This is a genomic window from Sphaerisporangium krabiense (assembly GCF_014200435.1).
Lineage (GTDB): Bacteria > Actinomycetota > Actinomycetes > Streptosporangiales > Streptosporangiaceae > Sphaerisporangium > Sphaerisporangium krabiense.
Window position 1 is genome coordinate 5,839,604 of sequence record NZ_JACHBR010000001.1, and the last position, 13,515, is coordinate 5,853,118.

Annotated in this window: 7 protein-coding genes; 3 read left to right on the forward strand and 4 right to left on the reverse strand. The window is 72.7% G+C overall.

Translation table 11 applies throughout. The annotated features are described in order from the left end of the window. Nucleotides 1–6: 6 nt before the first annotated feature. On the reverse strand, nt 7–5,718 hold the full coding sequence (locus BJ981_RS39375; protein ID WP_184614481.1) for a WD40 domain-containing protein: 5,712 nt from the start codon (nt 5,716–5,718) through the stop codon (nt 7–9). Between the two features lie 351 nt (nt 5,719–6,069). Here BJ981_RS39375 and BJ981_RS25555 point away from each other — a divergent pair, with 351 nt between their 5' ends. After that, the gene (locus tag BJ981_RS25555; protein ID WP_184614483.1) at nt 6,070–7,260 is read left to right on the forward strand and encodes an ArsB/NhaD family transporter; all 1,191 of its coding nucleotides are present in this window, start codon (nt 6,070–6,072) and stop codon (nt 7,258–7,260) included. Nucleotides 7,261–7,269: 9 nt separating this feature from the next. Here the strand turns inward: BJ981_RS25555 and BJ981_RS25560 are convergent, their stop codons facing one another. The 3 genes from BJ981_RS25560 to BJ981_RS25570 are packed head-to-tail and all read right to left on the reverse strand — an operon-like array spanning nt 7,270 to nt 9,786. Then, the gene (locus BJ981_RS25560; RefSeq protein WP_184614484.1) at nt 7,270–8,091 is read right to left on the reverse strand and encodes an inositol monophosphatase family protein; all 822 of its coding nucleotides are present in this window, start codon (nt 8,089–8,091) and stop codon (nt 7,270–7,272) included. 19 nt (nt 8,092–8,110) lie between these two features. Next, a complete protein-coding gene (locus BJ981_RS25565; RefSeq protein ID WP_184614486.1) occupies nt 8,111–8,761 on the reverse strand; it encodes a hypothetical protein in 651 nt (216 codons plus the stop codon). A gap of 2 nt (nt 8,762–8,763) precedes the next feature. Next, complete coding sequence (locus BJ981_RS25570; RefSeq protein ID WP_184614488.1) at nt 8,764–9,786, reverse strand: hypothetical protein; 1,023 nt, start codon at nt 9,784–9,786, stop codon at nt 8,764–8,766. A 215-nt stretch (nt 9,787–10,001) separates the two neighbouring features. Between BJ981_RS25570 and uvrB the strand changes: the two genes are divergently transcribed. Next, on the forward strand, nt 10,002–12,113 hold the full coding sequence (uvrB, locus tag BJ981_RS25575) for an excinuclease ABC subunit UvrB (RefSeq protein ID WP_204070622.1): 2,112 nt from the start codon (nt 10,002–10,004) through the stop codon (nt 12,111–12,113). 583 nt (nt 12,114–12,696) lie between these two features. Next, a complete protein-coding gene (locus BJ981_RS25580) occupies nt 12,697–13,140 on the forward strand; it encodes a MarR family winged helix-turn-helix transcriptional regulator (RefSeq protein ID WP_184614490.1) in 444 nt (147 codons plus the stop codon). Nucleotides 13,141–13,515 lie beyond the last annotated feature (375 nt).

The window sequence follows — 13,515 nt, forward strand, 5'->3', positions numbered from 1 at the left end:
ACCGCTTCAGAAGGGCGCGTCGAGGGCGATCTGCCGCACGCCGGGCAGGTAGGGGTCCAGCTCGCCCGGGTCGAACCGGCACATGCCGATCACGAACCAGAACTGCCCGGCCACGTCCCCCTCGGTCTTGTACCGGCCGTCGGGGCTGAACGCCGCCCACCCCTCGGGCAGGCCGAGCAGCGTGGCCCGCTGGACGGGCGCCTCGCCGGTGAGGTCCCAGAGGATCACCACGCCGTCGTCCCCCGCGCTGGCGAGCTGGTCGCCCGAGGGGCTGAACGCCACCGACCAGACCCGCCGCGTGTGTCCCACGAGCGTGTGCAGGTGGTCGCCCGAGGCGGTGTCCCACAGCCGGACGACCAGGTCGTCCCCGGCGGTGGCGATCATGGCGCCGTCGGGGCTGAAGTCCAGCGTCCACAGGCGGCCGGTGTGCCGCTTGAGCGTGTGCAGCAGGTCGGCCGACCAGGCGCCGTCGGGGCCGAGCCGCCAGATCCTGGCCGTGCCGTCGTTGCTCGCGCTGCCCAGCAGGCGGCCCGACGGGTCGAACCGCACGGTGTACACGCGGTCGGAGTGGCCCTCCAGGGTGGCCAGGCGCATGCCGGAGCCGGTGTCCCACAGCCGGACCAGACGGTCGTCGCAGCCGGTGGCGACGGTGGCGCCGTCGGGGCTGAAGGCGATCGAGCGGACGCGGCCGCGGTGGTCGGCGAGGCTGCCGACCTGCCGCCCGGAGGTGCGGTACCAGAGCCGGACGCTGTCGTCGTCGTTGGCCGTGGCGAGGATCTCGCCGTCGGGGCTGAACGCCTCCGCCCAGACGTGGTCGGTCTCGACGTTCAGCTCGCGCTCGAATCCGCCGGCCGTCAGGTTCCACAGGTAGACCCCGCCGTCGTTGCTGGCGGTGGCCAGCAGGGGACCGGCCGGGCTGAAGATCGCGGAGATGAGCCGGTCGGCGGCGCCCGTCATCTCGCGCAGCCGCCTGCCCGTGCGCGGGTCCCACAGCCGGACGTAGCCGTCGTTGCCGCAGGTGGCGAGCATGGAGCCGTCGGCGCTGAACCGGACGGCGACGATGCGGCGGCCGTGGCCGCGCAGGGTGTGCCGGCACTGGCCGCTCGCCGGGTCCCACAGCCGGGCGGTGCCGTCGTTGCTGGACGTGGCGAGCTGGCGGCCGTCCGGGCGGAAGGCGAACGGCCACACCGACGCGCGGTGCCCGGCCAGCTCGGCCCGCTGGCGGCCGGTCTCCGGCTCCCACATGCGCACGACGCCGTCGCTGTCGCCGGTGGCGAGCGTGGCGCCGTCCGGGCTGAACAGCACCTGGTAGACGGCCCCGGAGTGGCCCTGGAGCGCGCTGAGGGGCCGTCCGTCGCGGGGGTCCCACAGGCGGACCGCGCCGGTGGTGTCGCCGGAGGCGAGCAGCTCGCCCGAGGGGTGGAAGTCCAGGGCGTAGACGCGGCCGGTGTGGCCGCGCATGTCGTGCAGCGGCTCGCCGGTGACGGGATCCCAGACGCGCACGACCCCGGCGCCGTCCCCGGCGGCCAGCATGCGGCCGTCCGGGCTGAGCACGAGCCGGTACACCGTGCCGCGGTGGCCGGTCAGGGTACTGGCGAGCCCGCCGGTGGCCAGGTCCCAGACGCGGATGACGCCCGCCGCGTCGCCGGTCACGAGCTTGCCGGGCAGGAAGACCACGGTGTAGATCGGCGGGGTGTGGCCGGGCAGCGTGACGAGGTGGGCTCCGGTGCGGGCGGACCACACGTTCATCACGCCGTCGGCGCCGCCAGCCGCCACCAGGTCGCCCGCCGGGCTCACCGCGACCGGCCAGACCCCTTGCGGGTGCCCGGCGCGCACGTGGCGCACCTCGCCGGTGAGCGGGTCCCACACGCGCACGGTGCCGTCCGCCGCGCCGGTCACCAGCACGCCGGGGCCGTACGCCACGGTGTACACCCGGCCCCGGTGGCCGTGCAGCGTGCGCAGCGGGGCGCCGGTGACGCTGTCGCAGACGAGCACGCCGCCGTCCTCGCTGCCGAGGGCGATCAGCCCGCCGTCCGGGCTGTAGGCGACCGGGCTGGGCAGGCGGCTGCTCTGGTAGTGGTACCCGTACGGCACGCCGACCTGCGGCGGCGCCAGCTCGGGCGTCACCGGGTGGCCGGGCGCGATGGCGGCGCCGTACAGCGCGGGGTCGGCGGCCAGCGCGGGGGAGGCCGTGACGTCGATGAGCGCCGCGCGGTTCCACCGGCCGCCCTCCACGGCGACGTCGCGCAGGTCGGTGCGCGAGAGGCGGGCGCGGGTGAGGTCGGCGCCGCGCAGGTCGGCGCCCGCCAGGACGGCCTCGTCGAGCCGGGCGCCGGCGAGGCGGGCGTCGCGCAGGACGGCGCGGGAGAGGTTCGTGCCGACCAGCCGCGCGTCGGTCAGGTCGGCTCCGCTGAGGTCCACGCCGGCGAAGTGGCGGTAGGACAGGTCCTCGCCGCTGAGGCGGGCGCCGCGCAGGTCGGTCCTGGCCGGGGTGCGCAGCCGGGTGGTGATCTTTATGGCGTTGGCGCGCGCGGTGTCGTCCGACTCCGGGTCCGCCAGGGTGGCGCCCGCCCACGCCTGGAGCCGCGCGGTGTCGGCCAGGTCGCACAGGAAGTCGACGACCAGCGCCGAGAACGGCCGCCGCGTCAGCCGTTCGTCCAGGGTGAGCGCGAGGTGCCGGGCGACGAGCCACTCCATCACCGAGGAGTGGATGAAGCCGAACAACCCCTCGTCGGTGCGCACCAGCAGGCTGCCGGTACCGACGGCGTGGGCGGCCTGACCGGCGGAAAGGGGGCTGTTCGCCAGCTCGCCGAGGGTCTCGGCCACCTCGGTCAGCTCGGCCGGCCGCAGGTAGGACTCGCCGCTCTCCCACAGGCGCAGCGCCAGCGTCGTCGCCGCCCCCCACAGCTCGTCCACCCCGAGCCCGCCCGGCGCGCCGGGCACGTGGGTGCGGTGCTCCTCGAACCGCAGCCAGTGGCCGAGGATCTCGGCGTACAGCCCGGCCGCGCTGAGGGTGTCGCCGGCCTGCGCCGCGGCGCGCAGCCGCTCGGGGGGAAGGTCGGCGATGAAGCTCAGCATGCGCGGGTTCTGGGCCAGGCCGAGCAGGTCCGAGATGCGGGTGATCATGCTCATCCGCTCGTCGGCGGCGTGCTGGTCCCCGCCGTACCGGTTGACCAGGTAGGCACGGACCTGGGCGGTGGTGAACTTCTCGACGCTGAGCACCCGGCGGTGCGGCAGCGTGCCCACCCGCTCGCCGAGCGCGGTCAGCACCTGGGCGTGCGACTTGAAGTGCTGCGTGCGGCTCGCCACCACGATCTTCGCCTTGTCCTCGGCCGCCCGCAGCAGCGTGTCGAGATGGTCGGCGGCGCGCTCGTAGGTGACCCGCGTGACCAGCTCGTCGAAGCCGTCGAACAGCAGCACGATGCGGCCCTGGCGCAGCATGTAGTGGAACGCCTTGAGGTCGATCAGCTCCTCGCCGTGGTTGGCCAGGTGCGCGGCCACCAGGCCGTCCACCGAGTGCGCCTTGTCCAGGGCGCGCAGCTCGATGAAGATCGGCGTCAGGTGGGGCAGCTCGGCGGGGATCCTGCGGGCGACCTCGCGCAGGGCGAAGGTCTTGCCGCGCCCGAAGTCGCCGAGCAGCAGCACGAACCTGCCGTGGTCGGCGGCCAGCAGGCGCATCAGCTCGCCGGCCAGGTCGTCGCGCACCTCGGAGGCCCGGTCCAGCTCCCTGAACCGCTGCGGGACGTACAGCTCCGGCGGGTAGCGGCGGTCGTCGCGCAGGCGCGCGCTCTGGTCGGCGACGTGGTCGGACAGGTCCAGCAGGCCCTGGAACTCGGTGAAGCTGCGCAGGCGAACGCCCCGGCGCAGCGCGTCGTCCCGGACCTGCCGCGCGGGCCCCTGACCCTGGTACACCAGCTCGGCGCCGTGGTCGAGCCCCGCCGCGTGGACGTGCCGCAGGAAGGACGTGACGGCCTCCGTGGTCGGCGGGCCGGCGTGCGCGCCGATGAGCTGCCGGCTGACGAAGCCGTCCTCGGCGAGGGTGACGAGCAGGTGCGGCGGGTCGCCGGGCACCTTGCGGATGCGGGCCCGCTCGCTGCGCGTCTCGCACACCTCGGCGATCATGTCGAGCAGCAGGGTCGACGGGTCGGCCTCGCGCTCCGGCCCGCTACCGTCCGGAGGGGCCTCCAAGGGGTCGGCGGCGGGCCGGGACGCCGTGGCCGGGGGGAAGGCGCCGTGCAGCGCCCGGCGGTCGTAGGAGAGCTCCTGGGGCGGCGGGACGTCGATCCGGTCGCGCGCCCAGCGGCGCAGGCCCGCGGGGCCGGCCTCGATGATCTGGTGGCGCCCCGGGGCCAGGGACGGCAGGCACGGCACCTCGCCGATCCAGCCGACCTCGTCCGGGCCGCCGCCGTGCAGCAGCAGGTTCAGGCGCGGGCCCAGCAACTGGCCGAACGTCGCGGCGTCGCGCAGCGCGGCCGGGGGATGGCCGGCCACCCCCACACGCAGCCAGCCCGTCTCCTCGAAGGGCCGCAGGCGCTCGGCGAACCACGCCGCCTGCGCCTGGCCGACCCAGCCGTAGGCGTCCTCCTCGCGGTGGCTCATCGCCATGGTCGAGTTGATCCCCGCCACGACCGCCCGCAGCTCGGGCTGGGCGAACAGGCTCCACGGCTGGGCGCTGTCGAAGTCGAGGTCCGTCAGACCCTGGTAGACGTCCTTGAACAGGCCGGAGAAATGACGCCACTTCGGCCAGTACGGCGGCTGGGGGGCCACGTCGTCGGCCTCGCACGTGGCGAAGTAGGCGCGGCTCGCGGCCTTGGTCACGTCGCGGGGGCCCGGCACGATCACCAGACGCTTCGGCTCCAGCCCCAGCAGGACGCGCAGGCCGGTCAGGAACGCCAGCGCCTCGCCGTACTCGCGGACGCTGCCGGACTCGGTGAGGTCGCCGGTGACCAGCAGCAGGTCGGGGCGGGGGACGCCGGCGTCGGCCAGGCGCGTCAGGTCCGCCCAGATGCTCGACTGCAGCTCGCCCGCGCCCAGCGGCTCGTCGGCGTCGGCCAGGCCGCGCCCGAAGCGGGGGCCCGCGACGTGCAGCAGCGTGATCGCCTCGCGTTCCCTGGCGGCCGGGGCCTCCCCGGGGAAGGCGGGGGGCGTCACGGGCGTCCTGCGCGCGGAGGGGACGGCGGGCGGCCGCGGCGGCTCCGGCCGTCGCGCCACCCCCGCGTCGCGGACCACGGTGCCGGGAATGGTGCGGGCGGGGACGGCGGGGAAGCCGGGTTCCTCGGCCGGCTTGGCGCGTCCGGCCAGCGTGTGGCGGATACGGCCGAGCAGCAGCGACCGAGCCTCCGCCGCGTCCGTGACGCCGACCATGTCCACCCACGTGATCGTGGACAGCAGGCCCTCCAGGGGGCAGTCCTCGATGCGGATGGTCACCAGCCGGTTGCCCGGGTTGTCCGGGTCCGCGCGGAAGGCCGTCAGCCATTCCTGCCGTCCGAACCGCGAGCCGAGATAGTTGCGGGACAGGACCGCGACGATCAGGCCCGCCTCGCTGACCCCGCGGTCCATGAAGTCGACGAAGTTCGTGCCCGGCACGAAGTCCCAGGCCTGCAGCATGGTGCGGTAGCCCGCCGCCTCCAGTTGCCAGGCGATCCAGGACGCCCAGCCTTCGTCGGCGGGGGAGTAGCTGACGAAGATGTCGGTCCGCGTGCCGTTCCGGTGGTCCATGCCGGTCCCTCACCTCTCGTGCCCCGCGCCGCCGCCCGCCGGCCCCGTGCCGTCCCGAGTGCCGCCCGCCACACGACGCCCTCCGCCGTACGGCCGCCGCGTGATGCCCTTTGCCGTGCTCCGGTGTCGCCCTGTCGTCGCCGCGCCACGACCGGTCCTGTCGTCGTCCGGTGGTTCTGCGTTGATCGCGGCCTTTGTGGGTGTTCTGCTGCCGTGTGGGCCCGGCTCGCGCGATGTCCCCGAAGGCCCTCGTTCCTATGACAGCCGCCTCGGCGCGCCGGTTCACCGGCGTCATTATCTCCTTTGCGGGCGGGGCTTTCGAGATTTTGATCGTCTGGGAGGTGTGCGATCATGGCGGGCGTGAAGTGGCGGCTGACGGTCCTCGACTGGGTGAGGATCGGCGTGCTGGCCGCGGGCCTGCTCTGCGTGGCCACGGGGCTGCTGCCCGGCGCGGAGGCCGCCGCGAACATCCGGCGCATCGGCCCCTTGCTGCTGTTCCTGGCCGCGGTGATCGTGCTGGCCGAGCTGACCAAGGAGGCGAACGTCTTCGACGTGCTCGCCGGCCGGTTGGCGATCATCGGCCGCGGCAACTATGCCGCCCTTTTCGTGCTTTGCACGGCCTTCGCGTCGTTCGTCACGATATTTCTGAACCTGGACACCACGGCCGTGCTGCTGACGCCGGTCATGCTCGCCCTCGCCCCGCGCGCCCGCATCACCCCGCTGCCCCTGGCCATGACCACGATCTGGCTGGCCAACACCGCGAGCCTGCTGCTGCCGGTCTCCAACCTGACCAACCTGCTCGCCATGGGACGGGTCGGCCTGTCCACGCGCGACTTCGCCGGCCGCATGTGGGCGCCGCAGGCCGCCGCCATCGCCGTCACCATGCTGCTGCTGTGGATCTTCTTCTGGCGGCGCGGCGAGCGCGGCGAGGACCGGTACACGCCGCCGCCGCCCGCCCCCGCCGGCGACCCGGTGCTGTTCGGCGTCGCCTCCGCGGCGTGCGTGCTGTTCATCGCTGCCATCCTCGCCGGCGTCCAGATCGGCGTCGCCGCCGCCGTCGCCGCCGTGGTCGTCATCGCGGCCTTCGCCTGGCGCGACCGCGCCAAGCTCACCTGGTCGCTGTTCCCCTGGCAACTCCTGGTCTTCGTCAGCGGGCTCTTCCTGGTCGTGCCCACCCTCAGCCGGTACGGCCTGAACGACCTGATGCGCGCCCTGATCGGGTCGACCGGCGACGCCCTCGGCGACTACCGCGCCGCCGCCGCCGGGGCCGCGCTGTCCAACGTCGTCAACAACCTGCCCGCCTACGCCGCGGGCGAGGCCGTGATCCCGGCGACCGGCCACGACCAGCTTCTCTCGCTGCTCATCGGCACCAACGTCGGTCCCGTCATCACTCCGTGGGCGTCCCTGGCCACGCTGCTGTGGTTCGAGTGGTGCCGCCGCCGCGGGGTGAAGGTGCCGATGGTGAAGTTCGTCCTCACCGGCCTGACCCTGGCCGTGACCGGGCTCGCCGCCACGATCGCGGCGCTGCTGCTCACGGCCTGAGTCCCCGTTCTAGGCGCGGGCCCGCGCGGTGGCGTCCGTGACGAGGCCGAGCAGGTCGTCCACCAGGGCCGGGCGCGCGGCGACGAAGCTGCGCCGCTCCGGCGGCAGGTCGGTGCGCCCGTCGAAGGGCGTCCCGTCGAAGCCGCGCACGGTCAGCCCGGCCTCCTGCGCGATGAGCAGGCCGCCGGGCAGGTCCACCGCCTCGGCCCGGTAGCCCACCACCGCGTCGATGTCGCCCCGGGCCAGCATGACCCAGCCCAGCAGCGGCGCCCACAGTTGCAGCACGCGCCGCGCGCGCACGTCCAGCGCCGCCTTCAGCTCGCGCAGGGCCGGATCGTCCCTGGCCACGCCGTGCCCCTGCGTCCAGGCCAGCACCGGGCCGTGCGGGGCGGCGCGGCCGGGGCGGCCCGCCAGCGGGCCCGCCGGCCCCGACGCCCCCTGCCCGCGGACCGCCCACCAGGTCTGCCGGGCCACCGGGTCGTGGACGACGCCGAGCCGGGGCAGGCAGGCGTGGCACAGCGCGACGCCCACCACGTACAGAGGCAGCCCGAGCGCGACGTTGCTCGTGCCGTCCAGCGGGTCCACCAGCCACGTCCACTCGCCGTCCGGAGCGCCCGACACGCCCGACTCCTCCGCGACGACCCGGTGGCCGGGGAAGGCGCCCTGGATGCGGTCGAGCAGGAGCTTCTCGGCGGCGACGTCCAGGTCGGTGACGATGTCGCCGCCCTCCTTGGCCCGCACCCGCAGCGCCCCGTGCACGCGCTCTCTCAGGAGATCTCCCGCGGCCTCCACGGCCGCCACCGCCACCCGGCGAGCGTGATCGAGATCCATGAGCCCTCCAAGGTCCGCGCTAGGTGCGCGCCAGGTGGTCCGCGGCCAGCCGGGCGGCCCGCGCGGTCTCCTCATCGTCGCAGCGTTCCCGCGTCACGCGGTGGGAGCGCGTGCCGAGCGGGCCGAGCGACAGGTCCGCCGCGCCCGGACGCCCGCTGCCCAGCGCGATCGTCGCGGTGTCGACGCCGTCGGGGATCACGCTGCGGTGGAACACCCCGGCGGGCATCGTGTAGACGTCACCGGCGCGGTACACCCCGGCGGCGCCCTCGCGGAAGGTGACCGTGCGGCCTGTGGGGCTGAGGTTGTCCACGCCGCCCGCGCTGACCACCCGCATGAGCTGGTGGGTCGCCCCCGTCGCGCTGTCGGTCACCCCGACCAGTTCGTTGCGCACCTGGCCGTACAGCACGTAGCTCACCAGGTCCCAGCTGTGGCAGTGGACCTCCGAGGTGGTGTTCCCCGCGCGCGGCAGGTCCGCCGACCACAGGTGGAGGCAGACGCCGCAGGCGCCGCCGCGCGCCACCGGCAGGCAGACGAACCCGAGCGGGTGGCGCACCGCCCTGATCGCGGAACGCCCCGCGGCGATGTCCTCCAGCAGGCCGAGGACCCGGCGCGGCACCGACGGGGAGACGGCGCCCGAGGTCAGCTCGTCGTGCAGCTCCTGATACTTCATGTCTAATACGGATTCTTCGCGCGGATGGCCTTGCGGATGATCTCGACGACGTCGCGGTCCCCATAGGAGCTCGGCAGGCCGAGGCCGAGCACCTCGAACAGCTTGCGCGTCTCGTCCACGGTGGGCTCGTCGCCGAGCGTGGCGGACTTGGCCGCCTCGATGGGGACCCGGCGCGTCTGGTCCAGGCTGGCCAGCAGCTCGGTGGAGCAGTGGTCGTAGTAGAAGCTTCCCCGCCTGCTCATCAGGGCGCGGTTCGGGTCCTCGACGGTGATGATGACGTAGCCGGACGACATGTCCCAGCGGAACGTCGTCATCGTGGACGACAGGCCGAGGTCGATGTCGAGCAGGCTGAACCTCTGACGGTGCCAGCAGGCCGCCAGGATCGTCGCGTACGACTCCTTGCGGGTGCGGTCCACCGTCCAGAACTCGCCGGTGCCGTCGGGGGTGTCCGACACCGACCTGCGGAAGCGGACGTACGCCTCGCACACCCCGGCGTGGGTCGGGTCGATGATCTCCAGGCGCACGAGCAGCGCCTTGCGCTCCCTGCGGGCGGCGAGCACCAGGTCGGGCAGCGTCACGGCGCGCATGTACGTGCCCGTGCCGCCCTTGAAGATCCAGCGGTCGGTGGCGCGCCTGGCCTCGGCGTGCGCCTCGGCGATCTCGTCGGCCCCGTTGAGCACCTCGACCACCTGCAGGTCGTCCAGCACGCGGCGCGCGCTCTCGACCACGGCCTCCAGCCGCTCCAGGCGGTCCAGCCGCGCCGGAAGGCTCGCCAAGGCGCCGGAGGTGGTGCGGAAGTTCTCCTTGATCGTGTCCTCCATGGGCTCCTGACGCCACCGGTCGCGCAGGATGGCGGCGGTCAGCAGGCCCAGCACCAGCAGCGTGACGCCGCTGATCAGGTCGCTCTTGCTCTGGCCGAGGATCTCGTCGTCGGAGGTGAGGCCCAGGAAGGCGATGAACAACGCCAGGACGAGGGCGATGACGCCGTCGGCGTTCTTGCCCACCCACGCGACGAACTTCCCCATGCGTCCCACAGCGTTACCGCGCCCGCCCTCGACGATCAGTCAGCCCCCGCCGTCATATCCCCGCCGTCATGGTAACGAGAAGGCAAAACCTGGGCCAGTGCCGCGCGGGACGGCACCTGTTCACGCCGCGTTCCCCACGGCCTCACGCGGTCCCGCCCCGGCGCCGTCCGGCGGGCGGGCGGAAATGTCGGTGGCCCGGCGTAGGTTATGGAGGTGTGAGGCCGGTAACTGATTTGCAGCGCAAGGTGGCGCCCTTCGAGGTCGTCACCGACATGTCCCCGTCCGGTGACCAGCCGACGGCCATCGCCGAGCTGGAGCGCCGCGTGAAGGGCGGAGAGAAGGACAACGTCCTGCTCGGCGCCACGGGCACCGGCAAGACGGCGACCGTGGCCTGGCTCATCGAGCGGTTGCAGCGCCCGGCTCTGGTGATGCAGCCCAACAAGACCCTCGCCGCCCAGTTCGCCAACGAGCTGCGCGAGATGCTGCCCAACAACGCCGTCGAGTACTTCGTCTCCTACTACGACTACTACCAGCCCGAGGCGTACGTCCCGCAGACCGACACCTACATCGAGAAGGACTCCTCGATCAACGACGAGGTCGACCGTCTGCGCCACTCGGCGACCAACTCGCTGCTCACCCGCCGCGACACCGTCGTGGTCGCCTCCGTCTCGTGCATCTACGGCCTCGGCACCCCGCAGGAATACGTCGACCGCATGGTCCGCCTCAAGGTCGGCCAGGAGATCGAGCGCGACCGGCTCCTGCGCCGCCTCGTCGACATGCAGTACTCCCGCAACGATCTCGCGTTCACCCGCGGCACCTTCCGCGTGCGCGGCGACACGATCGAGGTCATCCCGCAGTACGAGGAGCTCGCCGTCCGCATCGAGATGTTCGGCGACGAGATCGAGAAGCTCGCCACCCTGCATCCCCTCACCGGCGAGGTCATCACCGAGGACGCCGAGCTGTACATCTTCCCGGCCTCCCACTACGTCGCCGGCCCCGAGCGCATGGAGCGCGCGATCCGCGACATCGAGGCCGAGCTCGGCGCCACCCTGGCCCGCATGGAGAAGCAGGGCAAGCTGCTGGAGGCCCAGCGGCTGCGCATGCGCACCACCTACGACATCGAGATGATGCGCCAGGTCGGCACCTGCTCCGGCATCGAGAACTACTCGCGCCACATCGACGGCCGCGAGGCCGGTTCCGCGCCCAACACCCTGCTCGACTACTTCCCCGAGGACTTCCTGCTCGTCCTGGACGAGTCCCACCAGACCGTCCCCCAGATCGGCGCGATGTACGAGGGCGACGCCTCGCGTAAGCGCACGCTGGTCGAGCACGGCTTCCGCCTGCCCTCCGCCATGGACAACCGGCCGCTCAAGTGGGAGGAGTTCCTCGACCGCATCGGCCAGACCGTCTACCTCTCGGCGACCCCCGGGCCCTACGAGCTGGGCCGGGCCAAGGGCGAGGTGGTCGAGCAGGTCATCCGCCCGACCGGCCTGGTCGACCCCGAGGTCGTCGTCAAGCCGACCAAGGGGCAGATCGACGACCTGGTCCACGAGATCCGCGAGCGTGCGGAGAAGGACGAGCGCGTCCTGGTGACCACCCTCACCAAGAAGATGGCGGAGGATCTCACCGACTACCTGCTGGAGCTCGGCATCCGCGTCCGCTACCTTCACAGCGAGGTCGACACGCTGCGCCGCATCGAGCTGCTCCGCGAGCTGCGCATGGGCGAGTTCGACGTCCTGGTCGGCATCAACCTGCTCCGCGAGGGCCTCGACCTGCCCGAGGTGTCGCTGGTGGCCATCCTCGACGCCGACAAGGAGGGCTTCCTGCGCAGCGAGACCTCCCTGATCCAGACCATCGGCCGCGCGGCCCGCAACGTCTCCGGCCAGGTCCACATGTACGCCGACCGCGTCACCCCGTCCATGGAGCGCGCGATCGACGAGACCAACCGCCGCAGGACCAAGCAGGTCGCGTACAACGAGGCCAACGGCATCGATCCCCAGCCGCTGCGCAAGAAGATCGCCGACATCCTCGACTCGCTGGCCAGGGAGGACGCCGACACCGACCGCCTGCTCGGCGCCGGCCGCCAGCAGAGCCGCGGCAAGGCGCCGGTCCCCGGCATGGCCGCCGCCCGCCAGGCCGGCCAGCACGCCAAGGCCATCGCGGGCGAGATGCCCCGCGCCCAGCTCGAGTCGCTGGTCCAGTCGCTCACCGAACAGATGCACACCGCCGCCGCCGACCTCCAGTTCGAGGTCGCCGCCCGCCTCCGCGACGAGATCAAGGAACTCAAGAGAGAACTCAGAGACATGCAGGAGGCCGGCGTCCACTAGCCCACCGGCCGGACATCTCCACCGCCCCGTCCGGCTGGAGCCGTCCACAATGCCTCTCCCTGCATTGTCGAGCTGCCCCTTTTCCGCGGCGTGGTCGGCGCGTCGGCTTCGGTGTCATGGGGAAGTAGGGGACGTCGCACGTTCTCGGTGACGTCGCCGGGCGTTAGGGTGGAGATCACGCGGCGGAAGAAGCGCCGGTTCGTCGGAGATGTGGTCGCCGGCCGATGCGCGGGGTCATGGGCGGCGGTCACCGGCGGGCATGCGGAAAAGTCCGGCGGGGATCAATGGCGGCCCCACGCCGGGCGGAGCCGCACGCACGTCCCCTGTACGCCTTCCGGCGGACTGCGGGCCCCCAGGTCGATCGGTACTGGCCGGAGCCGACCAGTGGCCGTCGGCCGGCGCCGATCAGTGAAGATCGGCCCAGGTCAACCAGTGCCGACCAGGGCGGATCAACGCGCATCTGTGCCGATCAGTGCCGATCAGTGCCGATCAGTGAAGGAAGGTGGCCGTGATGACCGCCGGACCGGCGCCTGGCCATAGGTGGCAAGTTCATGGGCCCACCAGTGAGCGCATCCTCGCCGGCATGTCGCAAGACTGGCCGTGGCTGGTGGAGGAGGCGTCCCTGGTGCTGGTCGAGGTGACGCTCGACGCGGTCGCCGAAATGGGAGATCTGTCGTTGACCCAGCTCAGAGCCCTCCTGGCCGTCGATCGGCACGGGCCACTGAACCTGAGCTCCCTGGCGACCCGGCTGAACATGTCGCTGTCGGCGGCCGGCCGAATGGTGGACCGTCTCGACGGCTTGGGCCTTTTGCAGCGCTTCCCCGCCCCGCACAGCAGGCGCGAGATCCGCATCGACACCACCTCGGACGGACGTGAGGTCCTGGAACGGCTGCGCTCAGCACGCCGGCGACGCATCGGCACGGTACTCGAACGCCTCACCCCCGACGCCCGCACACAACTCACCCACGTCCTCCAGGAGTTCACCGCCGCAGACGCGTCCCGAGACCACGACGACCTCACCCTGTAGAACCCCTTCACAGCCACGTGAGCGCGGAGCCGGTGCTTTTATGGCCGGAAGAGGTCTTGTGACGCCCACCCGTGCAGGTCTGTCGTGGTTGGCCGCCGTTAGCCCACCCATGGGTACGTGCCTCAGGGCCGGTCAGGGGTATCGCGGTGGTCATGGCGGGTGTGGGTGGTGGGCGATGTCGTGAGATATGTCCTGGGGTCGACGGCGCGAGTGCTCGGCCCTGCACACCGAGCGGCACGTGCGTCGGTAGTACCGATCATGACGCTGGTTGCAGCTGCGGGCGCGAGGTCGTAGACGCGGAGCCGGTGGTTTCGGGCGCGAAGAGGTCTGTGAGGCCCACCCGTGCGGGTCCGTTGTGGTTGGCCGCCCTTAGCC